The organism is Halomonas lysinitropha (assembly GCF_902500215.1).
Classification (GTDB): Bacteria; Pseudomonadota; Gammaproteobacteria; order Pseudomonadales; family Halomonadaceae; genus Halomonas; species Halomonas lysinitropha.
On record NZ_CABVOU010000033.1, the window covers coordinates 109,199 to 134,122 of the forward strand.

General features: G+C 65.8%; 21 protein-coding genes. 17 read left to right on the forward strand and 4 right to left on the reverse strand.

From position 1 onward, the window contains the following. Nucleotides 1-19: 19 nt before the first annotated feature. From HALO32_RS09565 to map, 4 genes are all read right to left on the reverse strand, one after another. Nucleotides 20-358, reverse strand: a complete 339-nt coding sequence (locus tag HALO32_RS09565) for an arsenate reductase (RefSeq protein ID WP_151443599.1) — start codon at nt 356-358, stop codon at nt 20-22. Beyond that, entirely contained in the window at nt 352-1,557 is a 1,206-nt protein-coding gene (gene dapC, locus HALO32_RS09570) for a succinyldiaminopimelate transaminase (RefSeq protein ID WP_151443601.1), read from the reverse strand. The genes HALO32_RS09565 and dapC overlap by 7 nt, the downstream gene beginning before the upstream one ends. A 157-nt stretch (nt 1,558-1,714) precedes the next feature. After that, the gene (locus HALO32_RS09575) at nt 1,715-4,396 is read right to left on the reverse strand and encodes a [protein-PII] uridylyltransferase (RefSeq protein WP_151443818.1); all 2,682 of its coding nucleotides are present in this window, start codon (nt 4,394-4,396) and stop codon (nt 1,715-1,717) included. Nucleotides 4,397-4,406: 10 nt separating this feature from the next. Continuing rightward, on the reverse strand, nt 4,407-5,198 hold the full coding sequence (gene map / locus HALO32_RS09580; protein ID WP_151443603.1) for a type I methionyl aminopeptidase: 792 nt from the start codon (nt 5,196-5,198) through the stop codon (nt 4,407-4,409). A 284-nt stretch (nt 5,199-5,482) separates the two neighbouring features. On the opposite strand from map, the gene rpsB reads away from it, so the two are divergent. The 17 genes from rpsB to accA all read left to right on the forward strand — a co-directional run bounded on the left by rpsB (nt 5,483) and on the right by accA (nt 24,909). Beyond that, complete coding sequence (rpsB, locus tag HALO32_RS09585) at nt 5,483-6,232, forward strand: 30S ribosomal protein S2 (protein WP_151443604.1); 750 nt, start codon at nt 5,483-5,485, stop codon at nt 6,230-6,232. 161 nt (nt 6,233-6,393) lie between these two features. Beyond that, nucleotides 6,394-7,263 (forward strand): translation elongation factor Ts, encoded by an 870-nt coding sequence (gene tsf, locus HALO32_RS09590; RefSeq protein WP_151443606.1) that lies wholly within the window; start codon nt 6,394-6,396, stop codon nt 7,261-7,263. A 115-nt stretch (nt 7,264-7,378) separates the two neighbouring features. Beyond that, nucleotides 7,379-8,146, forward strand: a complete 768-nt coding sequence (gene pyrH, locus HALO32_RS09595; RefSeq protein ID WP_151443608.1) for a UMP kinase — start codon at nt 7,379-7,381, stop codon at nt 8,144-8,146. Between the two features lie 4 nt (nt 8,147-8,150). Continuing rightward, nucleotides 8,151-8,708: a ribosome recycling factor gene (frr, locus tag HALO32_RS09600; RefSeq protein ID WP_151443819.1), complete on the forward strand. Its 558-nt coding sequence runs from the start codon at nt 8,151-8,153 to the stop codon at nt 8,706-8,708. 118 nt (nt 8,709-8,826) lie between these two features. Beyond that, a complete protein-coding gene (gene uppS, locus HALO32_RS09605; protein WP_151443610.1) occupies nt 8,827-9,615 on the forward strand; it encodes a polyprenyl diphosphate synthase in 789 nt (262 codons plus the stop codon). Beyond that, nucleotides 9,608-10,408, forward strand: coding sequence for a phosphatidate cytidylyltransferase (locus tag HALO32_RS09610; protein WP_151443612.1), 801 nt, complete (start codon nt 9,608-9,610; stop codon nt 10,406-10,408). The genes uppS and HALO32_RS09610 overlap by 8 nt, the downstream gene beginning before the upstream one ends. Nucleotides 10,409-10,410: 2 nt before the next feature. Then, on the forward strand, nt 10,411-11,586 hold the full coding sequence (gene ispC / locus HALO32_RS09615) for a 1-deoxy-D-xylulose-5-phosphate reductoisomerase (protein WP_151443820.1): 1,176 nt from the start codon (nt 10,411-10,413) through the stop codon (nt 11,584-11,586). Nucleotides 11,587-11,625: 39 nt separating this feature from the next. Beyond that, the gene (gene rseP / locus HALO32_RS09620; RefSeq protein WP_151443614.1) at nt 11,626-12,984 is read left to right on the forward strand and encodes a sigma E protease regulator RseP; all 1,359 of its coding nucleotides are present in this window, start codon (nt 11,626-11,628) and stop codon (nt 12,982-12,984) included. A gap of 87 nt (nt 12,985-13,071) precedes the next feature. Then, nucleotides 13,072-15,411 carry an outer membrane protein assembly factor BamA gene (gene bamA, locus HALO32_RS09625; RefSeq protein ID WP_225809892.1) on the forward strand — a complete coding sequence of 780 codons (2,340 nt, stop codon included), beginning with the start codon at nt 13,072-13,074 and terminating at the stop codon, nt 15,409-15,411. Between the two features lie 27 nt (nt 15,412-15,438). Beyond that, on the forward strand, nt 15,439-15,945 hold the full coding sequence (locus HALO32_RS09630; RefSeq protein WP_151443616.1) for an OmpH family outer membrane protein: 507 nt from the start codon (nt 15,439-15,441) through the stop codon (nt 15,943-15,945). Nucleotides 15,946-15,973: 28 nt separating this feature from the next. Then, entirely contained in the window at nt 15,974-17,011 is a 1,038-nt protein-coding gene (lpxD, locus tag HALO32_RS09635; protein WP_151443618.1) for a UDP-3-O-(3-hydroxymyristoyl)glucosamine N-acyltransferase, read from the forward strand. Between the two features lie 105 nt (nt 17,012-17,116). Next, on the forward strand, nt 17,117-17,560 hold the full coding sequence (gene fabZ, locus HALO32_RS09640) for a 3-hydroxyacyl-ACP dehydratase FabZ (RefSeq protein WP_151443619.1): 444 nt from the start codon (nt 17,117-17,119) through the stop codon (nt 17,558-17,560). After that, nucleotides 17,557-18,324 carry an acyl-ACP--UDP-N-acetylglucosamine O-acyltransferase gene (lpxA, locus tag HALO32_RS09645; protein WP_151443621.1) on the forward strand — a complete coding sequence of 256 codons (768 nt, stop codon included), beginning with the start codon at nt 17,557-17,559 and terminating at the stop codon, nt 18,322-18,324. Before fabZ ends, lpxA begins: the two co-directional genes overlap by 4 nt. Nucleotides 18,325-18,337: 13 nt before the next feature. Further along, entirely contained in the window at nt 18,338-19,537 is a 1,200-nt protein-coding gene (lpxB, locus tag HALO32_RS09650) for a lipid-A-disaccharide synthase (protein ID WP_151443623.1), read from the forward strand. Continuing rightward, nucleotides 19,534-20,172, forward strand: coding sequence for a ribonuclease HII (gene rnhB, locus HALO32_RS09655; protein WP_192576480.1), 639 nt, complete (start codon nt 19,534-19,536; stop codon nt 20,170-20,172). Before lpxB ends, rnhB begins: the two co-directional genes overlap by 4 nt. Before the next feature lie 21 nt (nt 20,173-20,193). Continuing rightward, nucleotides 20,194-23,694 carry a DNA polymerase III subunit alpha gene (dnaE, locus tag HALO32_RS09660; protein WP_151443624.1) on the forward strand — a complete coding sequence of 1,167 codons (3,501 nt, stop codon included), beginning with the start codon at nt 20,194-20,196 and terminating at the stop codon, nt 23,692-23,694. Nucleotides 23,695-23,955: 261 nt separating this feature from the next. Continuing rightward, nucleotides 23,956-24,909 (forward strand): acetyl-CoA carboxylase carboxyl transferase subunit alpha, encoded by a 954-nt coding sequence (gene accA, locus HALO32_RS09665; protein WP_151443626.1) that lies wholly within the window; start codon nt 23,956-23,958, stop codon nt 24,907-24,909. The last annotated feature ends 15 nt before the right edge of the window (nt 24,910-24,924 follow it).

Below are 24,924 nucleotides of genomic sequence, written 5' to 3' on the forward strand. Positions count from 1 at the left end.
AGCAGAGCCTGGGCAGGCCCTAGAGTGAGTCGTAATCGCCGTCGCGGTAGCCAACGAGGATCTCGTCGCCGGTATCGAGCAGCGGGCGCCTGAGCAGGGTGGGGTGGGACAGCATCAGCTCGCGGGCCTTGTTGGCGTCGATGTCGGCCTTCTCCTCCTCATCGAGCTGACGCCAGGTGGTGCTGCGTTTGTTCAGCACCTCCATGACTGGCACACGGTGCAGGATGTGTTCCAGCAGCGGCGCGGAGAGCCCGTCCTCGCGTAGGTCATGGACCTGGAAGGGGATGCCCTTGTCCTCCAGGGCCTTGCGCGCCTTGCGGCAGGTGTCGCAGTTCTTGATCACGTAGAGCGTCAGCATCGGGCACTCCTCTCGATAAAGCGGCGGATTCGCTCGGCGGCCTCTACCGTGGCCTCGACCTCGGCAACCAGCGCCAGACGCAGTCGGCCGCTGCCGGGGTTGATTCCGTTGTTGCCGCTCCGCCCCATGTAGCTGCCGGGCAGCACGCTGACGTTCTCCGCGGCGTAAAGAGCGCGGGTGAAGGCCTCGTCATCCCCGCCGGGCACCGCCGGCCAAAGGTAGAAGCTGGCCTCGGGGGCGGGGAAGTCCAGTACCGGGGTGAGGACCTCGGTGACCGCGGCGAATTTCTCGCGGTAGGCGTCTCGGTTGGCGCGCACGTGTGCCTCATCGTTCCAGGCGGTGACCGACGCCTGCTGCACGGGTAGCGACATGGCGCACCCGTGGTAGGTGCGGTAGCGCTTGAACGGAGCGATCAGCTCGGCATCGCCGGCAACGAATCCGGAGCGCAGCCCCGGCAGGTTGGAGCGCTTGGAGAGCGAATGGAACACCAGGCAGCGCCGATAGTCGTGGCGGCCGAGGCGCGCACAGGCCTCGAGTAGCCCCGGCGGCGGGGCGGCCTCGTCCAGGTAGAGCTCCGAGTAGCATTCGTCCGAGGCGATCAGGAAGTCGTGCTCGTCGGCCAGGGCGATCAGCGTCTCGAACTCGGCCAGCGGCGTCACTGCCCCGGTGGGGTTGCCAGGCGAGCAGAGGAACACCAGCTGGACGTCGCGCCAGGTGTCGGCGGGCACGCTGGCCAGGTCCGGTCGAAAGCCGCTCCCGGCGGTACCGTCCAGGTAAAGTGGCTGTCCGCCGGCCAGCAGGGTGGCACCCTCGTAGATCTGGTAGAAGGGATTGGGCATCGCGACCTTCGCCGGGCGAGTGCGATCCAGCGCCGCCTGGACGAACGCGAAGATCGCCTCCCGGGTGCCGTTCACCGGCAGCACCTGGAGGTCGGCGTCGAGCCCGGCCAGCCCGAAGCGTCGCGTCGCCCAGCCGGCGATGGCGCCACGCAGCTCAGCGCTGCCGGCGATGGTCGGGTAGCGGGCGAAATCTTCCTGATGGCGGTGCAGGGCGGTCAGGGCGCCGGCGAAGGGGGCGTGCTGTGGTTCGCCGATGGTCAGCGGAATAGGCGTCAGCCCGGCGGGCGGTGTCACGCCGGCCTTGAGGGCGGCGAGCTTCTCGAAGGGGTAGGGCTTGAGGGCGTCGAGGTCGGGGTTCATGGGTGTCCAGGTGCGCCTCGGACAGTAAGAAGAGTCCGGCGTCATTGTCGGTGTTGGCCTGGGTGCCGGTGCGGCACTTGGGCGGACAGGACGTTGATTATAGGGAAGCCCCGGGGCGGCCTCAAACGCCGACCCGCCTCGTGAACGTTAGTCGGCTTCAGCCGGGGACGGCGAGCACCTCGATAAGACGCTCGCGCAGGCGCTGCTGGCGCTCCGGGTCGGTGAGCGGCGCGCCAGCCTTGTCGGTGATGAAGAAGACGTCCTCGACCCGCTCGCCCAGGGTGGCGATCTTGGCCGCCGACAGCGCGATATCCTGCTCCATGAAGATGCGCCCCACCCGGGCCAGCAGACCGGGGCGGTCGGGGGCGACGAGCTCGAGCAGGGTGCGTTCATTGGCCGGATCCTGCTCGATGCTGACCTCGGTGGGCACGCGGAAGTGCTTGAGCTGGCGCGGGGTATGCCGGGTAACGATCTGCGGATAGTCGTCCGGGTCATCGAGCTCCTCGACCAGGTGCCGACGAATCTCCTCGATGCGCTCGCGCTCGCGGATCGCCTGGCCATGGTCGTCCAGCACGATGAAGGTGTTCAGCGTCCAGTCGTTGCTGGAAGTGGCGATCCGAGCATCGTGGATCGACAGCCCCAACTGGTCCATGGCGGCGGCGGTGGCGGCGAAGAGGTCGTCCACGGAACGGGTGTGAATGAAGACCTTGGTGCCGCCCTCGGCCATGTCGTCGGTAGGGGCGTTGATCAGGATCAGCGGTAGCTGGCTATCGCCATGGTTCAGGATGCCCTGGGTCTGCCAGACAATCTCGCTGGGGGCGTACTGCAGGAAATAGTCCTCGCCCAGCGACTCCCAGAGTCGGTCGACCCGGGTCATGTCGGCGCCTACCGTGGCCAGCAGGGAGTGGGCCTCGCTGCGCGTCTCCTGCACCCAGTCGTCGCGTTCCAGCGGGTTCTCGAGGCCGCGTCGCAGGGCGCGCTTGGTCTCGCCGTGCAACTGGCGCAGCAGCGAGGCTCGCCAGCCGTTCCACAGGGTCGGGTTGGTGGCGTTGATGTCGGCCACCGTCAGCACGTAGAGGTAGTCGAGCCGGGTCTCGTCACCCACCAGGCGGGCGAAATCGGCGATCACGTCGGGGTCGGTGATGTCGCGCTTCTGGGCGACCATGGACATCATCAGGTGATGTTCCACCAGCCAGCTGACCAGGCGGGTGTCGCGGCTGGAGAGCCCGTGGCGCTCGCAGAAAGCCTCGGCATCCCGGGCGCCGAGAGTCGAATGATCGCCGCCGCGCCCCTTGCCGATGTCGTGGTAGAGGCCGGCGATCCAGAGTAGCTCCAGCTTGGGCAACTGATGGATCAGAGTGGCGGCGACCGGGAACTCCTCCTTCGCCTCGGGCTTGCGAAAGCTGTGGATGCACTTGAGCAGGCGCAGCGTATGAGCATCCACCGTATAGATGTGGAAGAGGTCATGCTGCATCAGGCCCACCGCCTGGCCGAATTCGGGCAGGTACTTGCCGAGCACGCCGTAGCGGTTCATGCGCCGCAGCTGGCGGGCCACGTTGCCGCCGGAGCGCAGCAGCGCCATGAACAGGCTCTGGTGGCGCAGGTCGTCGCGGTAGAGGTCATCGATCAGATGGCGATGGTCACGGATCAGGCGGATGGTATCGGCGCGCACCCCTTCGATCTCCGGGTGCTCGGCCATCAGCAGGAAGAGTTCGAGCAGCGCCGAGGGGCGCCGGCGGAAGACATGGCGTGAGCGCGCCTGGATATAGCCCCCCTTGATCTCGAAGCGCTCGTTGAGGGGCACGGTGGTGAGCGCCTCGCCGTCGTGCAGGATCGCTTCATCGAAGTGCTGCAGCAGCATGTCGTTGAGTCCGGCCAGCGCCGTGACATGGCGATAGTACCGCTTCATGAATTGCTCCACGGCCAGCCGTTCCGGCGTGTCGCGGTAGCCGAACAGCTCGGCGATGGTGCGCTGGTGGTCGAACAGCAGGCGGTCCTCCGCTCGGTCGGTCAGCATGTGCAGGGCATAGCGTACCTGCCACAGAAAGGCCTCGCCCTGGCTGAGGATGCGCAACTCGGGATCGTTCATGAAGCCGCCCGCGACGAGATCCTCGTAGCGCTGGGTGCCGAAGTGGCGCTTGGCGACCCAGCCGATCATCTGGATGTCACGCAGCCCGCCGGGTGAGCTCTTGATATTGGGCTCGAGGTGGTACTCGGAGTTGTTGTAGCGGTAGTGGCGGCTGATCTGTTCCTGCCACTTGGCCTCGAAGAAGCGATCCGCCGGCCACATGCGGTCGGTGGAAAGGCGCACCTGCATTGCCTCGCGCAGGCGTTCGGGCCCGGCCAGGGTCCGGGTCTCGAGCAGATTGGTGATCACCGTCACGTCGGCCTCGGCCTCGCGCTCGCAGTCGGCCAGCGAGCGGACGCTGTGGCCGATCTCCAGGCCGATGTCCCACAGGAAGGTGATAAAGGCCGTGAGGGGTTCCCGGTACGGCGTATCGTCATCCTGCTCGAGCAGCAGCATAAGGTCGATGTCGGAGTGGGGATGCAACTCGCCTCGGCCGAAGCCGCCCACGGCGATCAATGCCACCCCGTTATCGGGCCAGTCGTGCTGTTCCCAGGCGATGGCCAGCAGGCGGTCCAGGCACCAGGCCCGGCCGTGCACCAGGTCACGGATGTCGGCGCCGGCGCGGAAGCGCTCGTCCAGGCGAGCCTGGATGCTGCGCAGCGCCGCCTTGAAGGGGGCGATAGGCGAGCGCTCGCCGGCGAGCTCAGCACGAAAGGCGTCGATATCAAAGAGGCTTTCGTCGGGATCGAACCGGTAGTGGTGCAGGAGCATGGCGGTCGACTCAGCGGTCGAGAAGGGAAAGGTCTTCGTCACGGCGCGCGGTGAGCACCTCCACGCCCGTCGCGGTGACCAGCAGGGTGTGCTCCCATTGGGCGCTCAGACTCCTGTCCTTGGTCACGGCGGTCCAGCCGTCGCGCAGCACCTTGGTGCGATGGTCGCCCACATTGATCATCGGCTCGATGGTAAAGCACATGCCTTCCTGAAGGGGGATATCGGCCTCGGGGGCATAGCCGTCATAATGCAGGATCTGGGGATCCTCGTGAAAGCCGGCGCCGATGCCGTGTCCGCAGAAGTCGCGGACCACCGAATAGCCGTTGGCCTCGGCGTGGGACTGGATGGCGCGGGCCAGCTCCGAGAGGTGTACGCCCGGGCGCACCAGCGCAATGCTACGATACAGGCACTCCTGAGTGACCCGGCACAGGCGCTCGCCCTGGATGGTCTCGCCGATGATGAACATCATGCTGGAGTCGCCGTGATAGCCGTCGGCCGTCTTCACGGTAATGTCGATGTTCATGATGTCGCCCTTCTTGAGCTTCTTGGCGTCATCCGGGATGCCGTGGCAGACCACGTGGTTGATCGAGGTGCAGATCGACTTGGGGAAACCGTGATAATCGAGCGGCGCCGGAGTGGAGCCCAGCTCGTCGACGATATAGTCATGGCATAGCCTGTCCAGCTCGCCGGTGCTCACGCCGGCCGTGACGTGGGGGATGAGCATCTCGAACACGCTGGCGGCCTGGCGTCCCGCTTCGCGCATCTTCTCGATCTCGTCGGGCGTCTTGATGGGTACGTTCATGGAATCTCGAATCAGGGGTGGTGTCGTCCTGACAAGGGTGGGCTCGAGCATCGGACGACTTCATCTCGGAAGCCATCCATGGTATAAAGCTGCGCGCTTTCCTGCAATCGCGGAGCCTTGCCGATCCATCGGCACCTCAGCGAGGCCCGGGATGCGCGCTAAATCAATGCAACGCCTTGAAATCACACATGCACCGTCACATGGTCCCGGGTGCTGTCGGGTTGCTCCGACGGTCGGATCCATGGGGTGCGTGGAGGCCTAACCCGATTTTCCAGGAGTCATCCATGGCACACGTCAATATGCGTGACCTGCTCAAAGCAGGCGCTCACTTCGGTCACCAGACCAAGTACTGGAACCCGAAGATGAGCAAGTTCATTTTCGGCGCCCGCAACAAGATCCATATCATCAACCTCGAGCACACCCTGCCGGCCCTCAACGAGGCCATCGATGTGGTCGAGAAGATGGCGGCGGCCAACAACAAGATCCTGTTCGTCGGCACCAAGCGCAGCGCGAGCAAGATCATCAAGGAAGAGGCCAATCGCGTCGGCCAGCCGTTCGTCAACCACCGCTGGCTCGGCGGCATGCTGACCAACTACAAGACCATCCGCGTCTCCATCAAGCGTCTGCGCGAACTCGAGGCCATGCACGAGGACGGCACCTTCGAGAAGCTGACCAAGAAGGAAGTGTTGATGGCGACCCGCGAGCAGGACAAGCTCGAGCGGTCCGTGGGTGGTATCAAGGACATGGGCGGGCTGCCCGATGCGCTGTTCGTGATCGATGTCGACCATGAGCGCATCGCTATCAACGAGGCGAACAAGCTGGGCATTCCGGTCATTGGCGTGGTGGATACCAACTCCGACCCCGATGGCGTCGACTACGTGATCCCGGGCAACGATGACTCCATCCGTGCCATCCAGATTTACGTCAAGGCCATCGCCGACGCCTGTGCCCGTGCCAAGGAAGGTCGTCCCGACGAGTTCGTCGAGGTGACCGAAGAGGCCGCCGCTCAGGAAAATGACAGCGCCGCCGAGTGATCGTGGCCCGTCTGGTCGGCGGCTGTGGATGTCCCTCACACCGTTGCCATTGATGCCGGTTAGACGAGAAGGGGGCCGCGGCCCCCTTTTTTTATATGAAGTCACCGGATTCTCCCTGAGAGGGTCCGGTCCATTTCCCGAGACATTCAGAGGTGAAATCCATGGCAGCTATCAGCGCCTCCCAGGTGAAGGAACTGCGCGAGCGTACCGGGCTCGGCATGATGGAGTGCAAGAAGGCACTCACCGAAGCCGGTGGTGACATCGACGTCGCCATCGAGAATCTGCGCAAGAGTTCCGGGCTCAAGGCCGCCAAGAAGGCCGGCCGTACCGCTGCGGAAGGCGCCGTGGTGACCCGCGTCGCCGACGACAGCTCCTTCGGTGTCGTGGTCGAGATCAATTCCGAGACCGACTTCGTTGCCCGCGATGAGAACTTCACGGCCTTCGCCGACAAGATTGCCGATGCTTTCTTCGCCGCCAAGAGCGAAGACGTGGCCGCAGTGATGGAAGGTGCGCTGGAAACGGCTCGCGAGCAGCTGGTACAGAAGATCGGCGAGAACATCGGCGTGCGCCGCTGTGCCGTGGTCGAGGCACCGGAAGGGGGCGTGGTGGGCGAATACGTCCATGGCGGTCGCATCGGTGTGCTCACCGTGCTCAAGGGCGGCAACGCCGAAGTGGCCAAGGATGTCGCTATGCACGTAGCGGCCATCAACCCGACCGTGGCGCTTCCCGAGGACATGCCGCAGGCGCAGCTGGATGCCGAGAAGGCGATCATCCTCGCGCAACCCGACATGGCCGGCAAGCCCGAACAGATTGCCGAGAAGATGGTGCAGGGCCGTCTCAAGAAGTACCTGGCGGAGAACAGCCTGACCGAGCAGCCCTTCGTCAAGAATCCGGACCAGACCGTGGCCGAGTTCGTCAAGGCGGCCGGCGGCGAGGTCATCGGTTTCACCCGCTTCGAGGTGGGCGAGGGCATCGAGAAGGAAGAGGTCGACTTCGCCGCGGAAGTGATGGAACAGGCCAAGCGCAGCTGAGGTCTCAGGTTCCAGCAGGAAGATGGCGTGCGCGCGAGCGCACGCCTTCGTGTATCCGGCCGGTGAATCCGGCCACCCATCAGGTCCCATGCGTCGAGAACCCGGGAGAGACCCCATGACCACTGCCGATCACCCTGCCCCCAGCAAGCCCGAGAAGACCCGCACCGAAGTCTCCAAGTACAAGCGTATCCTGCTCAAGCTCTCCGGCGAGGCCTTGACCGGCGATGCCGATTTCGGCATCGACCCCAAGGTGCTGGATCGCCTGGCGCTGGAGATTGGCCAGCTGGTGGGCATCGGCGTCCAGGTCGGCATTGTTGTCGGCGGTGGCAACCTCTTCCGCGGGGCGGCCTTGCACGAGGCGGGCATGGACAGGGTCACCGGTGACCACATGGGCATGCTGGCCACGGTGATGAATGCGCTGGCCATGCGTGATGCCCTGGAGCGTTCCAACATTCGCTCGCGGGTGATGTCGGCGATTCCGATGAGTGGCGTGGTGGAGCATTACGACCGCCGAACGGCCATTCGCTACCTGACGTCCGGCGACGTGGTACTGTTCTCGGCTGGCACCGGCAATCCTTTCTTCACCACGGACTCCGCGGCCTGCCTGCGCGGCATCGAGATCGACGCCGATGTGGTGGTCAAGGCTACCAAGGTCGACGGGGTCTACGACAAGGACCCGGTCAAGCACCCCGAAGCGGTCAAGTACGAGCAGCTGTCCTATGATGATGCGCTCGACCAGAAGCTCGGGGTGATGGATTTGACCGCCATCTGCCTGGTGCGGGACCATGATATGCCCGTACGGGTCTTCAACATGAACAAGCCGGGTGCCCTGCTGAACCTGGTGGTGGGTGGCAAGGAAGGCACGCTGATTGACAGAGGGTGAGACAGTGATCGACGACATCAAGAAGGATGCGCAGAGCCGCATGAAGAGGAGCCTCGAGGCTCTTCACCAGAACTTCAACAAGATCCGTACCGGTCGAGCGCACTCCAGTATCTTGGATGCGGTCACCGTGGATTACTATGGTAGCCAGGTACCGCTCAATCAGGTGGCCTCGATCAATACCGAGGACGCCAGAACCTTGAGCGTGGTGCCCTGGGAGCAGCAGATGGTGCCCAAGATCGAGAAGGCCATCATGACCTCCGATCTCGGTCTCAATCCGGCGAGCGCCGGCAACGTGATCCGCGTGCCCATGCCGATGCTCACCGAGGAGACGCGCAGGGGCTACATCAAGCAGGCCCGCCAGGAAGCCGAGCATGCCCGGGTTGCCGTGCGCAATGTGCGCCGTGATGCCAACGGGGATCTCAAGTCGCTGCTCAAGGATAAGGAGATCACCGAGGACGAGGAGCATCAGGCCGAGGAAGCCATCCAGAAGCTCACCGACAGCATTGTCGCCGAGATCGACAAGGCGTTGGAGTCCAAGGAACACGACCTGATGCAGGTCTGAGAAGGTTAGGCGTCACCGGCGAATGGCATTGCCGGCGATGTAACGCCTTTCGACGAACGGCAGGCAAGACGTCTGCCGTTCGTCGGCCTTCATGCTTTTACCCGCCATGCGAGACATCATGACGTCACCGCAGTCCCCCCGTTCCGGGGTCACTTCTGACGATGGACACGCGGCCGGCGAGGCGCCATTGCCGCGCCACGTGGCCATCATCATGGACGGCAACAATCGCTGGGCGAAGGCTCGGGGCCTGTCCGGGGTGCGTGGCCATCATGCCGGCGTCGAAGCGGTGCGCGCCGTGATTCGTCGTGCCGCCGAGCGTGGCATCGAGACCCTCACGCTGTTCGCCTTCTCCAGCGAGAACTGGAAGCGGCCCACCAGCGAGGTCAATGCGTTGATGGAGCTCTTCCTCCTGGCGCTCCGTCGTGAGGTCAAGAAGCTTCACCGGCACGACATTCGCCTCTCGGTGATCGGTGACCGCAGCGGCTTCTCCACCTCGATCCAGAAGCATATCGTCAGCGCCGAGGCACTGACGCGGGACAATAGCGGCCTGCATCTGGTGATCGCGGCCAACTATGGGGGGCGCTGGGACATCGCCGTTGCCGCCCGGCGGCTGGCCGAGCGGGTCGCCGCCGGCGAGCTCGATCCCGAGATGATCGATGAGCGGGCCCTCGACGAGGCGATCAGCCTGTCCGACGATGCGCCAGTGGACCTGTGCATCCGCACCAGCGGCGAGCGGCGTATCTCCAACTTCCTGCTCTGGCAGATGGTCTATGCCGAGCTCTATTTTACCCCCGTGCTGTGGCCCGACTTCGATGGCGCCGCTTTCGACCTCGCGCTGGCCGACTTTCAGGGCCGGCAGCGGCGCTTTGGCATGACGGACGAACAGATCGAGGCGCAAGGTGCTTAGACAACGGATCATTACCGCGGCCTGGCTGATCCCCCTGGCCTTGTTCGGCCTGTTCGGCCTGGAGGGCGAGGGGTTCCGGCTGTTCACCGCCGCCGCCGTGCTGCTCGCCGCCTGGGAATGGGCCAACCTTGCCGGTATCACCGCATCGGCTCCTCGCCTACTTGCGGTGGGGGGCCTCGCCGCGCTGCTGGCATTGAGCTGGGTGACAGGCGCTGCGCAGTCGGCCTGGCTGCTTTGGCTGGGCGCGCTGGGCTGGCTGGTCAACCTCTACTGGGTGACCGGTTACCCTGCGCGCCTCGCGCAGTGGCAGTCGGCCGCCATGCGCCTGGCGATGGGCCTCTGGGTGCTATTGCCGACCTGGGTGGGCTTCAGCGTGCTGCGTGAGGGCGGTGCCGTCTGGCTGCTCTTCGTGCTGCTGCTGGTATGGGGCGCCGACATTGGCGCCTACTTCGTCGGCCGAGCCCTCGGCCGCCACAAGCTGGCTCCCAGCGTCAGCCCCGGCAAGACCTGGGAAGGCGTGGCCGGCGGTCTGGCCGTCACCGCGCTGCTCGCGGTCGGCTTCGCCGCCTGGCAGGGCCTCGGCGTCGCCGGTGGGCTGCTTCTGGTGGTGGCGACGGCGGTGGTGACCCTGGCCTCGGTGCTGGGCGATCTGCTCGAGAGCATGCTCAAGCGCCATCGCGGGATCAAGGATTCCAGCCAGCTATTGCCCGGGCACGGAGGAGTGCTGGACCGGGTCGACAGCCTGACCGCCGCGGTTCCGCTGTTCGCCCTGCTGTACGGGGGGCTGCTGTGACTCTGGAGCGTGTAACCGTACTGGGCGCCACCGGCTCCATCGGCACCAGCACCCTGGATGTGCTCGGCCGTCACCCGGAACGCTACCGGGTGCATGCCCTGACCGCCCACCGCTCCCGGGAGTCGCTGCTGGCTCAGTGTCGACGCCATCGGCCGGCGGTGGCCGTGCTCGATGCCGAGGAGGATGCCGCCTGGCTGCGCGGGCAGCTGGCCGAGGCCGGCCTGGCCACCGAGGCGCGGGCCGGTCGAGAGGCGCTGGTCGAAGTGGCCGAAGCCCGCGAGGTGAATACCGTGATGTCGGCTATTGTCGGTGCGGCCGGTCTGCTGCCGACGCTGGCCGCAGTGGAGGCCGGCAAACGAGTCCTTCTCGCTAACAAGGAGGCCCTGGTGATGTCCGGGGCGCTGTTCATGGACGCCGTTACGCGGCACGGCGCCACCCTCCTGCCCATCGATTCCGAACATAATGCCATCTACCAGTGTCTACCCGTCGACCATCGTGGAGGCCTGGTGCGTCACGGGGTGACGCAACTGCTGCTGACCGCTTCCGGGGGGCCCTTTCGCGGCTGGTCCCGGGACGATCTGGTCAGGGTGACCCCGGATCAGGCCTGCGCCCATCCCAACTGGTCCATGGGGCGCAAGATCTCGGTGGATAGCGCCACTCTGATGAACAAGGGGCTCGAGCTGATCGAGGCATGTTGGCTTTTCGATGCCCGTCCCGACCAGGTTCAGGTGGTAGTACACCCCCAGAGCGTGATTCACTCCATGGCGGCCTACAGCGATGGCTCGGTAATTGCCCAGCTGGGTAACCCGGACATGCGGACTCCCATCGCCTATGGTCTGGCCTGGCCGGAGCGCATCGATGCCGGGGTAGAGGCCCTGGATCTCTTCCGGATTGCGCGGCTCGACTTCGAGCCCGCCGACGAGGTGGCCTTTCCCTGTCTGCGCCTGGCCCGGGAGGCCATGGCCGCGGGCGGTACCGCGCCGGCGGTGCTCAATGCCGCCAACGAGGTAGCCGTGGAGGCCTTCCTCGCCGGCCGCCTCGGTTTTACCGCCATCGGCGAGTTGGTAGGGCGGGTGTGCGACGAGTGTCCTGTCATGCCGGCCGATGATCTCGAGACTATTCTCGAGGTCGATGCTCTCGCCCGCCGGGCGGCGCGTGTCCGGTTGGCGCGGCAATGATGCGCGCGCCTCGACGCTGTTGATTGCAAGGAGATTGCCTTGGGCCTGATCCAGAACGTGCTGGCCGTGATCGTGGTGCTCGGCCTCTTGATCACCTTCCACGAGTTCGGACACTTCTGGGTGGCCCGGCGCTGCGGCGTGAAGGTATTGCGCTTTTCCGTGGGCTTCGGCAAGCCACTCTGGTCGCGCCATGATCGTCATGGCACCGAGTTCGTGGTGGCCGCGATTCCGCTGGGCGGCTATGTCAAGATGCTCGACGAGCGGGAAGGCTCGGTTGACCCTGACGAGCGCGACCAGGCCTTCAACAACAAGACGGTCTGGCAGCGTATCGCGGTGGTCTCCGCCGGCCCGCTGGCCAACTTCCTGTTGGCCATCGTCGCCTACTGGGCGCTGTTCGTGGCCGGTACCACCGCGGTGGCGCCAGTGATCGGTAGCGTGGCGGAGGACTCGCCGGCCAGTCGGGGTGGTCTCGAGGCCGGCCAGGAGATTACGGCGGTACGCGGCGATTCGGTACGCACCTGGGACGAGATCAACCTCAAGCTGATAGCGGCCATCGGGGCCAGCGGAGAGCTAGAGGTACAGGCCCGCGACGAAGCGACCGCCGACCCCCGGACCTATCGTTTGCCGGTGCAAGATTGGCTGGTGCGTCAGGATCCTCCCCGGCCGCTGCCGAGCCTGGGACTGACCCCCTGGCAGCCGGATATCCCCGCGGTGCTGGGTCAGGTGATCGAGGGTGAGGCGGCCGCCGAGGCCGGCCTGCAGGTGGGTGATGAGGTCGTTGCTGTCAATGGAGAGCCGGTGACGGACTGGATGGCCTTCGTCGATCGGGTTCGCGCCAGCCCCGGCGAGCCTCTCGACCTTGAGGTGCGACGCGACGGCGAGCGTCGCTCGATCATCCTGACCCCCGGCAGCACCGAGCTGGAGGAGGGCGTGACGATCGGCTATATCGGCGCCGGCGTCGAACCCGTCGAATGGCCTGACGAGTATCGTCGCGAGATCCGCTATGGCCCGGTGGCGGCGGTGGGTCAGTCGCTGTCGCGTACCGGCGAGATGACGGTGCTGACCCTGGGGGCCATCCGCAAGATGGTGGTGGGCCTCATTTCACCGTCGAACCTCTCCGGCCCCATCACTATCGCGCGTATTGCCGGCGAGTCGGCGCGCTCCGGACTCGAGAGCTTCGTCAGCTTCCTGGCGTATCTCTCCATCAGCCTGGGAGTGCTCAATCTGCTGCCGATTCCGGTGCTCGACGGTGGCCATCTACTCTATTATCTGGTCGAGGTGGTACGCGGTCGCCCGGTGTCCGATCAGGCCCAGGCCGTGGGCTTGCGTATCGGCCTGGCACTGGTCGGTACCCTGATGCTGATGGCGCTCTATTTCGACCTGATGCGGCTCTGGTAGCCGGGAGCTGGCTTGTCAGTGGCCAGTACAAATGTATAAGGTGCCTGTCTAGACAGGACGGCAGATCAACGCGAGCGAATCGACTGCATGAAAATCAAGACCATCGGACTGGCGGCGCTGCTGCTCGTAGGTGCCCAGGCGGCACAGGCACAACCTTTCGACGTTTCCGACATCAGGGTTGAGGGGCTGCAGCGGGTTTCTCCTGCCTCCGTGTTCAATGCCTTTCCTGTCAGCGCCCGTGACCGGGTCGACGAGCGCGAGCTTGCCGAGGCGGCCCGGGAGCTCTTCGCTACGGGTCTCTTCGAGGATGTTCGGCTGGCCCGCGAGGGGGATGTGCTGATCATCCAGGTAGTCGAGCGCCCGACCATCGCGCGACTCAACATCGAGGGCAACAGGCAGATCGCCGATGAGGATCTGCGCAACGGTCTCAAGCAGGCCGGGCTGAACGAGGGCCAGGTACTGCAGCTCTCCACCCTCGAAGAGATCCAGCGCGAATTGGAGGGCGTCTATCAGTCTCAAGGGCGCTACAGTGCGCGGATCGATACCTCTGTCGAGGAGGTCGGCGAAGGCCAGGTCCAGGTCAACATCGATATCGACGAGGGGGCGGTGGCCAAGATCCGCCAGATCAATATTGTCGGCAACCGTGACTTCGACGATGACGAGCTGCGCGATGTCTTCGAGCTTGACGACAAGCCGGGCTGGTTCTTTGGCTGGTTCTCCAGCGACGAGTACTCCCGCGAGGCGCTGTCCGGTGATCTGGAGCGGCTGCGCTCCTTCTATCTGGATCGCGGTTACGTGAACTTTAACATCGAGTCCTCCCAGGTCTCGATCAGTCCCGACAAGTCGCGGATCTTCGTCACCGTGAACATCGACGAGGGTCGGCAGTATCGACTGGGTGAAATCCGCTTCGCCGGCGACCTGAGAATTGCCGAGCGGGAGGCCCGCGAGCTGCTGGAAGTGGAAACCGGCGAGATCTTCTCGCGCAGCGATGTCACTGCCTCCGCGGAGGCCTTGCGCTCGCGGCTGGGGGCCGAGGGCTTTGCCTTCGCTAACGTGGACGGTATTCCCGAGGTCGCCAGCGGCGACGATACGGTGAACCTGACTTTCCGTGTCGAGCCGGGTCGCCGGGCCTACGTGCGGCGTATCGAGTTCGCCGGTAACACCACCACCCAGGATGAGGTGCTGCGGCGCGAGATGATCCAGATGGAGGGTGCGCCGGCTTCGACCGAGTCGATCAGTCAGTCGCGTCAGCGCCTGGAGCGCCTCGGCTTCTTCAAGCAGGTCGATGTGGAGACGCGTCCGGTGGCCGGTGAGCCTGATCAGTTGGACGTCACCTACACCGTCGAGGAGCAGCCGTCGGGGTCGATCTCGGCGAGCATCGGTTTCTCCCAGAGCGCCGGTGTGATCTACGGTGCCTCGCTGTCGCAGAACAACTTCCTGGGGACCGGCAACCGGCTCAACCTGGGTGCCCAGCGCAGCGACACTTACACGAGCCTCAACTTCGGTTTCACTGACCCCTACTGGACTCTGGACGGCATCTCGCGCGGCTATAATCTCTTTTATCGCGAGACCGACTACGAGGACTCCGATATCTCGACCTACTCCACCGACGCCTTCGGCGGGGGCATCAACTTCGGCTATCCGATCAACGAGCTGACACGACTGAACTTCGGCGCCAGCGCCGAGGACCTGTCGATCAAGACCTATCGCGACACCCCGGCGGAGATCATCCAGTATGAGCAGGATCAGGGGAGTGATGCCCAGAGCCTGAAGTTGACCGCCAGTTGGACCCGCAACAACCTCAATCGCGGCATCATGCCCACCGCCGGCAACTACCAGCGCCTGTCGCTGGAGACGGCGGTGCCCGGCAGCGACGCCGAGTACTACAAGCTGCGCGCTCGGGCCCGCCAGATCGTGCCCTTCAACGAGGAGCAGACCTGGGGGCTGAAATTCAGCGGCGAGCTGGGTTATGCCGACACCGTCGGGGATGACCCCTACCCGTTCTACGAGAACTTCTTCTCTGGCGGTCTGGGCTCGGTCCGCGGCTTCACCGGCAACACCCTGGGGCCGGCTACCACCGAGCGTAATGGCGGTAATGATCGCACCCTCGGCGGCAATGTGCTGGTGGAGGGCAGTGCCGAGGTGCTCTTCCCCATGCCATTCGTCGAGGATCAGCGCTCGCTGCAGGCTTCGCTGTTCCTGGATGCCGGCAACACCTTCCTGACTGACTGCTACGACGTGCCCGACGGGTTCACCTCGGCGTGCGAGTCCGGCGTGGACCTGGGTGAGCTGCGCTATAGCGCGGGGATCGGTCTGTCCTGGCTGACGCCGGTGGGGCCGCTGACGTTCAGCGTCGCCGAGGCGCTGAACGACGAGGAGGGTGACGATACCCAGTTCTTCCAGTTCTCGCTGGGTCAGACCTTCTGATCCGGCCCTCATCAAGGAGCCCCCACCATGCGCAAGCTTTCCGCCGTCCTTTGCTTCGGCTTGCTGGCCGCCGTCACCCTGCCGGCTCAGGGCGATGAAGTGGCCTTGCTCGACTGGCGCGCTGCGTTGATGGAGACCGACGCTGCCCAAAGTTCCATGAACCAGTTGCGCAACCGTCTCTTCGACCAGCAGCAGGAGGCGGAGTCCCTGGGCCAGGAGCTGCAGCAGATGCAACAGCGTCTCCAGCAGCAGGGCGAGAGCATGACCGAGACCGAGCGGCGTACCTCCATGCAGGAATTTCAGCGCAAGGGGCAACGCTTCGAGCAGCTGCGCCAGGAGATCGGCCAGGCGCGCCAGCAGTCCGAGCAGCAGTTCCTCCAGCAGGCCGAGCCCAAGCTGGACCAGGCCGTTCAGCAGGTCATCGAACGCCACGGGGTCGAGGTGCTCGTGGAGCCGAACGGCGTGCTGCATTCCGAACGGGAGATGCAGAACCTGACGGGGGAAGTTACCGAGATCCTCAACACCCTCTACTGAGCCGGCCGACCCACTACAGCGAGTTCCCATGAACCAAGACGCCCGAACCCTCACACTGGCCGAGATCGCCGAGCGCCTCGGAGCCCGCCTGGAGGGTGACGGCGAAAGACGGGTAAGCGGCCTGGCCACGCTCAGGGATGCCGAGCCCGATCAGGTGGCCTTCCTCGCCAATCGCGCCTACCTCAAGGACCTCCCGGAAACCCGCGCCGCGGCGGTGCTGTTGGCGCCCGGCCATGCGGAGAGTTGCCCGGTGGCGCGCCTGGAGATGGACAACCCCTACCTCGGCTATGCAGGGCTCTCGCGGCTCTTCGACCCCCTCGCCGGACGTACCCCGGCCGGCACTCATCCCACGGCGGTGGTCGCCGACGACGTCCGCCTGGGTCTGAAGGTCGCTATCGGCCCCCAGGCGGTGATCGAATCGGGTGTCGAACTGGGTGACGAGGTCGTCATCGGTCCGGGTTGTGTTATTGGTGCGGACTCGCGTATCGGTGCCGGTTCGCGCCTGCACGCCAATGTCACGGTCTGCCATGGCGTGGTCATCGGTGCCCGGGCTCTGCTGCACAGCGGCTGCGTGATCGGCGGTGACGGCTTCGGCTTCGCTCACGACGGGTCTTGCTGGCACAAGATCGCTCAGCTGGGGGGCGTGGTGCTGGGCGACGACGTCGAAGTGGGAAGCTGCTCGAGTATCGATCGCGGGGCGCTGGGTGACACCCTGATCGGCGACGACGTCAAGATCGACAGCCAGGTGCAGATCGCCCATAACGTGCAGATCGGCGATCACAGTGCCCTGGCCGGCTGCGTGGGCATTGCCGGTTCCACTCGGGTGGGCCGGCACTGCATGCTCGGGGGCGGCGTGGGCCTCTCCGGTCACCTGACCATTGCCGATGGCGTTCAGGTGACCGGCATGAGCCTGGTGACCAACTCGATCCTCGAGCCGGGGATCTATTCGTCGGGTACCGGTGCCATGGACAATGCCCAGTGGCGCCGCAACGCGGTGCGCTTCAAGCAGCTCGACGACATTGCCAAGCGGCTGGCGCGGCTCGAGAAGGCCGGTCGCAGCGGTTGAGGCCGTGTCGCAGGGCGGTATAATCCCCTGCCTGTCTTTGCCGGTTCCTGCTGCCGGCCATGCCCCTCCGAAGAAGGGCATCCTGTCATTTCAGAGGTTGTTACGATGGTAATGGACATCAACGAGATTCGTGAGTATCTGCCCCACCGCTACCCCTTCCTGCTGGTGGATCGGGTGACGGAGCTCACCCTGGGTGAAGCCATCGTTGCCTACAAGAATGTCAGCATCAATGAGCCCTTCTTCAACGGCCACTTCCCGCATCATCCGATCATGCCGGGCGTGCTGGTGATCGAGGCGCTGGCCCAGGCCTGCGGCATCCTCGGCTTCAAGACCGTCAACAAGCTGCCGGCCGACGGCTATGTCTATTATCTGGTGGCCAGCGACAACGTTCGCTTCAAGCGCCCGGTGATGCCCGGCGACCAGCTGGTGCTGGAGGCCAGGGTCGAGCGCACCAAGCGGGGCATCTGGAAGTTCGCCTGCCGCGCCACGGTGGATGGCGAGCTGATCTGCGAGGCCGACATCACCTGCGCCGAGAGGAAGGTCGCTTGATACACCCTACCGCCCTCATCGATCCTGCGGCGTGCCTGGCCGACGATGTCGAGGTCGGGCCCTTCACGGTGATCGGGCCCGATGTCGAGATCGGGCCTGGCAGCCATATCGGCCCCCACGTAGTGCTCAAGGGCCCCACCGTGCTGGGTGCGCGGACCCGCATCTTCCAGTTCGCGTCGGTCGGCGAGGACTGCCAGGACAAGAAGTACGCGGGGGAGCCGACCCGCCTGGTGATGGGCGACGACAACGTCGTCCGCGAAGGCGCCACGCTGCACCGCGGCACCGCCCAGGATCGTGGCGAGACCACTATCGGTTCGCGCAACCTTATCATGGCCTACGTGCACGTCGGCCACGACTGCGTGATCGGCAACGACTGCATCCTGGCCAACCAGGTGACGCTCGCCGGTCATGTGCATCTGGGAGATTTCGTTATCCTCGGGGGGCTATCGGCCATTCATCAATTCTGCCACTTCGGCGATCACGCCATGGCCGGCGGTGGCTCGATCATCACCAAGGACACGCCCGCCTACGTGATGATCAACGGCAACCCGGCACAGGTTCACGGCCTTAACCTGGTAGGGCTCAAGCGCCGCGGCTTCTCCAAGGAGGCGATCCGTGCGCTGAGCGAGGCCTACAAGCTGGTCTACCGACAAGGACTGACCACCGAGCAGGCGCTGAGCCAGATCCGGGAGCGCTTTGCGCTGCCCGAGACCGAGGCCTTTGCCGCCTCCATCGAGGTCTCGACCCGCGGCATCATCCGCTGAGCATGGCGTCGTCATGACGATACGTCGCGTCTTTCTGGTCGCGGGCGAGCTCTCGGGCGATATCCTGGGGGCCGGCCTGATGCGCGCGCTCAAGGCGCGTCACCCGGGGGTCGCGTTCCGCGGCATCGGCGGCCCTCGCATGATCGCCGAGGGCATCGATAGCCGTTTTCCGCTGGAGACTCTTTCCGTGATGGGGCTGGTCGAAGTGCTTCGGCACCTGCCCGGCCTGGTCCGCGTGCGTCGCGAGCTCAAGCGCGATGCCCTGGTCTGGCAGCCCGATATCATGGTCGGCATCGATGCGCCGGACTTCAATCTCGGGCTGGAGCGCCAGCTGCGCGAGGCGGGCCTGACCACCGCGCACTACGTCAGCCCCTCCGTCTGGGCCTGGCGCCAAGGGCGGGTCAAGGGCATCAGTCGTGCCGTCGACGCCATGCTGACCTTCCTGCCCTTCGAGGCTGCCTTCTATGTCCGCCACCAGGTGCCGGTCGCCTTCGTGGGCCACCCGCTGGCCGACGAGCTGCCGCTGGAGAACGACCGCGCCGCCGCCCGCGCGGAGTTGGGGCTTCCGGCCGGCGGGCAGGTCCTTGCCGTACTGCCCGGTTCTCGGGCCAACGAGATTCGCTTTCTGGGCGCGACGTTTCTCGCTGCCGTGGAGCGGCTATGCGAGGTGCGGCCCGGCCTTCGGGTGGTGATACCGGCAGCGACGCCTCAGCGGCGCACCGAGCTGGAGGCGCTGATGGCCGGGTATCCCGGCCTGCAAGAGGGGCGACTGATCCTGGTCGACGGCCAGGCGCGCGAGGCCATGGTGGCCGCCGATGCCGTGCTGCTTGCCTCGGGCACCGCGGCCCTGGAAGCAATGCTCTGTCATCGTGCGATGCTGGTCGCCTACCGGATGGCGCCCATGACCCACTGGCTGGCCAAGCGGCTGGTGAAGACCGAGTGGATCTCGCTGCCCAACCTGATCGCCCGCGAGGCCCTGGTGCCGGAGCTGATCCAGGACGCGGCGAGCCCCGAAGCGATCACCAGCGGGCTTGGCGAGATGCTCGACGATGACGCGGGGCGGGCCGCCCTGGAGGCACGCTTCGCCGGGATGCATGCCGGCCTGCAACGCGATGCCAGCCGCCGGGCGGCCGAGGCCATCGAGGCGCTGGTGGCAGGACAGCCGCTGCCGGCCAGCGTGGCCCCGGCGCGGGCCGACGAGGTGGCGCCGTGACGGTCAAGGCGGGTGCGAGAGGGAAGGGGAGCCGCGAGCTGCCGCTGCTGGTGATCGACTATGCTGGCGAGCGCCTGGCCGGGGTCGACGAGGTGGGTCGCGGTCCCCTGATTGGCCCGGTGGTGGCTGCCGCAGTGATCCTCGACCCGGCGCGGCCCATCGAGGGCCTCGCCGACTCCAAGGCGCTTACCGCCCGGCGTCGTGAGGCCCTGGCGCTTGAGGTACGCGACCGGGCGCTGGCCTGTGCCGTGGCCGAGGCGTCGGCCGCCGAGGTGGACGCGCTCAACATCTACCATGCTACCCACCTCGCCATGCGCCGTGCCATCGATGCCCTGGTGCCAGCGGCCGAGTACCTGCTGGTGGACGGCAATCGCCTGCCCGGGCATCATGTTCCCGGCCAGGCGGTGGTCAAGGGCGATGCCCGCCATCCGGCCATCGCTGCCGCCTCGATACTGGCCAAGGTCGCCCGTGACGCGGGGATGGTGGCCCTCGATGCCCGGCATCCCGACTACGGCTTCGCCCGCCACAAGGGCTACCCGACCCGCGAGCACCTGGCCGCCCTGGAACGCCTGGGACCGCTGCCGGAGCACCGTCGCTCCTTCGGCCCGGTAAAGCGTCAGCTGGCACTGTTCTGATTCACCAATCCCGAGCCCATCATGACCACGCCCTTCGTTCATCTTCGCGTTCACAGCGAGTTTTCCCTGGTCGACGGCCTGGTGCGTCTCAAGCCCCTGGTCCAGGCCGCCGTGGACCAGGGCCTGCCGGCCCTGACGCTGACCGACGAGGCCAACCTCTTCGGCCTGGTCAAGTTCTACAAGGGCGCCCAGGGAGCGGGCCTCAAGCCGATCATCGGCAGCGACCTCTGGCTGGCCAACCCGCATGACGAGGGACATCCCTATCGCCTGACGCTGCTGGCCATGGACGAGACCGGCTATCGCAACCTCACCGAGCTGATCTCGCGGGGCTGGATGTACGGCCAGCGACAGGGCCAGGCGTTGCTGGACAAGGCCTGGGTGCTCGAGCAGAGCGCGGGGCTGATCGCCCTGTCCGGTGGTCGGGAAGGGGAGGTCGGCCGCCACCTGCTCAGCGACCATCACGATGAGGCCCGTGTCCTGCTCGAGGAGTGGAACGCCGCCTTTCCTGGCCGCTTCTACCTGGAGCTGACCCGGACCGGCCGGCCGCTGGAGGAGGAGTGCGTGCACCTCTCGGTGGACCTGGCCATCGAGACCGGCACGCCGGTGGTGGCCACCAACGACGTGCGCTTCCTGGCCCGCGACGACTTCTGGGCCCACGAGACCCGGGTGGCCATCGGCGAAGGCAAGGCGCTCGACGACAAGCGCCGCGAACGGCGCTACACCGAGGAGCAGTACCTCAAGAGCCCCGCGGAGATGGCGGAACTGTTCGCCGATATCCCCGAGGCGCTGGAGAACAGCGTGATGATCGCCGCGCGCTGTAACGTGGAGGTGCGCCTGGGCGAGATCTTCCTGCCGGAGTTCGCCATTCCCGAGGGCATGACCCAGGACGAGTACTTCCGCAAGATCTCCCACGACGGGCTCACCGAGCGCCTGGATTTCCTCTTCCCGGCAGCGCGCTATCCGCGCGACGGGGCCGAGTATGCAGAGATCGACGCCCGCTATCGCAAGCGCCTCGACTTCGAGCTCGACATCATCATCCAGATGGGCTTTCCCGGCTACTTTCTGATCGTGATGGACTTCATCCAGTGGGCCAAGGATAACGACGTCCCGGTGGGGCCAGGCCGCGGCTCGGGTGCCGGCTCGCTGGTGGCCTACGCCCAGAAGATCACCGACCTCGATCCTATCGGCTACGACCTGCTGTTCGAGCGCTTCCTCAACCCGGAGCGGGTCTCGATGCCCGACTTCGATGTCGACTTCTGCATGGAGAAGCGCGACCGGGTGATCGACTATGTCGCCGACCGTTACGGCCGCGATGCGGTGTCCCAGATCGTCACCTTCGGCACCATGGCGGCCAAGGCGGTCGTGCGCGACGTGGCGCGCGCCCAGGGCAAGCCCTACTCGCTGGGTGACAAGCTCTCCAAGTTGATCCCCTTCGAGGTGGGCATGACGCTGGCCAAGGCCATCGAGGCCGAGCCGGCGCTCAAGGAGTTCCTCGAAGCCGACGAGGAGGCCGCTGAGATCTGGGAGATGGCGCTCAAGCTCGAGGGCATCACCCGGGGCACCGGCAAGCATGCCGGCGGTGTGGTGATCGCGCCCACCAAGCTGACGGACTTCTCGCCGCTGCTCTGTGATGAGGACGGCAGCGGCCTGATGGTGCAGTTCGACAAGAACGACATCGAGGAGGCGGGGCTGGTCAAGTTCGATTTCCTTGGTCTGCGCACCCTGACCATCATCGACTGGGCACTGGAGATGGTCGACAAGGTGCGCGCCACCGAGGGCCGGGAGTCGCTGGACATCGACACCATCCCGCTGGATGACGTGCCGACCTTCGAGATGCTCAAGAAGGCCGAGACCACGGCGGTCTTCCAGCTTGAGTCCCGCGGCATGAAGGAGCTGATCAAGCGTCTGCTGCCCGACTCCCTGGAGGACATGATCGCCCTGGTGGCGCTGTTCCGCCCCGGCCCCCTGCAGTCGGGGATGGTCGACGACTTCATCAACCGCAAGCATGGCCGGGCGGAGATCTCCTACCCCCACCCGGACTACCAGCACGAGCTACTCAAGCCGGTACTCGGGCCCACCTACGGCATCATCCTCTATCAGGAACAGGTGATGCAGATCGCCCAGGTCATGGCAGGCTACTCGCTGGGTCAGGCCGATATGCTGCGCCGCGCCATGGGCAAGAAGAAGCCCGAGGAGATGGCCAAGCAGCGGGCTGGCTTCATGGAGGGCTGTGCGGCCAACGGCATCGACAAGGACCTCGCCGGCAACATCTTCGACCTGGTGGAAAAGTTCGCCGGTTACGGCTTCAACAAGTCCCACTCGGCGGCCTATGCGCTGGTCTCGTATCAGACCGCCTGGCTGAAGGCCCACTATCCAGGCCCCTTCATGGCAGCGGTGATGTCCACCGAGATGGACAACCTCGACAAGGTGGTGCCGCTGATCGAGGAGTGCCGCCACCTCTCGCTCACGGTGACCCCGCCCGATGTCAACGTTGGCGGCTACAAGTTTACCGTCGACGCACAAGCGCGGGTCGTCTACGGCCTGGGGGCGATCCGCGGGGTCGGCGAGGGCCCCATCGGCGCCATCGTCGAGGCCCGCGAGGCGGGCGGCCCCTTCGAGGATCTCTTCGATTTCTGCCGTCGGGTCGATCCCAGGCGCATGAACAAGCGCACCCTGGAGGCACTGATCCGCTCCGGCGCCCTGGATACCCTGGGGCCGAGCCGCGCGGTGCTCAGCGCGGCGCTGGAGGATGCCCTGAAGGCGGCGGCCCAGACCCAGACCAACCAGAACCTGGGGATGATGGACATGTTCGGCGAGGCCTTCGTCGACGAGTCGGCCGGGGATGCCTACGCCGACTACCGCCAGGCCCGCGAGTGGAGCGACAAGGAGCGCCTGGCCGGCGAGAAAGACACTCTGGGGCTCTACCTCACCGGTCACCCCATCGACGAGTACGAGGGCGAGCTCGCCCGCTTCGTCTCCACCCGCATCAGCGACCTCAAGCCCTCCCGCGAGCCCCAGCGGGTGGCGGGTCTGGTGGTCGGCGTGCGGACCATGAAGTCCAAGCGTGGCGATACCATGGCCTTCATCACTCTGGACGACCGCACCGGGCGCATCGAGGCGTCGCTGTTCGGCGAACTTTTCGATAAGCTGCGCGGCCGTCTCGAGACCGACCAGGTGATGATTGTCGAGGGCGAGGTCTCCAGCGACGACTACTCGGGCGGTCTGCGCCTGCGCGGCAAGGAGGTCACGCCGATGGTCGAGGCGCGCAGTCGCTTCGGTCAGGCAGTGGAGCTTTCCCTGGACGGCGGACGCCTCAATGGACGCCTGGTGGACTCGCTGCGAGCGAGCCTTGCCCCCTTTCGCGACGAGGAAGGCCTGCCGGTGCGGCTGCGCTACTGCAATGCCGATGCCTCGGGCTGGCTGGAACTCGCCGAGGAGTGGCGTGTCACCCCCAGCGACGAGCTGCTGACCGGCCTGCGCGAGGTGCAGGGCCAGGATGGGGTGCGGCTGAAATATCGGTAAACTGGCCGTGGCCTTCAGCATGTCCGCGAGGGGCGCCGGGGGCAGGCCGTAGAGGAGGTCCTACGCCAGGGATGGCGTCGGTAGCGCCCAGGGAGGGGTTCACAGCGCCTCCTCGGAGGCCTTCCGCCGGAACAGCCCCGAGCAGTCGATATGTCGCCTTGCGTGGCGCGTTGAGGGTGCGATAATGCCAGCCACTTCACTTTTCGCGCCGCGCTTGGCCTCGACGGGCAGGGCGGTGAAACACCACAAGGCACCCGGCCAATGAATCCGAACTATCTCGACTTCGAACAGCCCATCGCCGAGCTCCAGGCCAAGATCGAGGAGCTGCGGCTGGTGGGCAACGACAGCCAGGTCAGCCTCAGCGACGAGATCGGCCGGCTCGAGGAGAAGAGCCGCAAGCTTACCGAGTCAATCTTCAAGGACCTGAGCCCCTGGCAGGTGTCCCAGCTCTCGCGCCATCCCCAACGTCCTTACACTCTTGACTACCTGGCGCATGTCTTCAGTGACTTTGACGAGCTCCACGGCGATCGCAAGTTCGCCGACGATGCCGCCATTGTGGGCGGTGTGGCGCGCCTGGATGATCGGCCGGTGATGGTGATCGGCCATCAGAAGGGCCGCGACGTCCACGAGAAGGTGCGCCGCAACTTCGGCATGCCGCGTCCCGAGGGGTACCGCAAGGCCTGCCGCCTGATGGAGATGGCCGAACGCTTCCGGATGCCGGTGCTGACCTTCATCGACACCCCGGGGGCGTATCCGGGCATCGACGCCGAGGAGCGCGGCCAGTCCGAGGCCATCGCCTACAACCTGGCGGTGATGTCGCGTCTGCGCACGCCGATCGTCGCCACCGTGGTGGGCGAGGGCGGCTCCGGCGGGGCGCTGGCCATCGGTGTCTGCGACGAGCTGGCCATGCTGCAGTACTCCACCTATTCGGTGATCTCCCCCGAGGGCTGCGCCTCCATTCTCTGGAAGAGCGCCGAGAAGGCCTCCGAGGCCGCCCAGGCCATGGGCATCACCGCCGAGCGCCTCAAGGAGCTGGGTCTGGTCGATACCCTGATCCCCGAGCCCCTGGGCGGTGCCCACCGCCACCCGGTGACCACCGCCGAGCGGATCAAGGCGTCGCTGCAGGCAAGCCTCGACCGCCTGGAGGCGCTGGACACGGACCAGATGCTGGCGCGCCGCTACGAGCGTCTGATGAGCTACGGGGCACCTGTCTAAGGGGCCTGCCTGGGT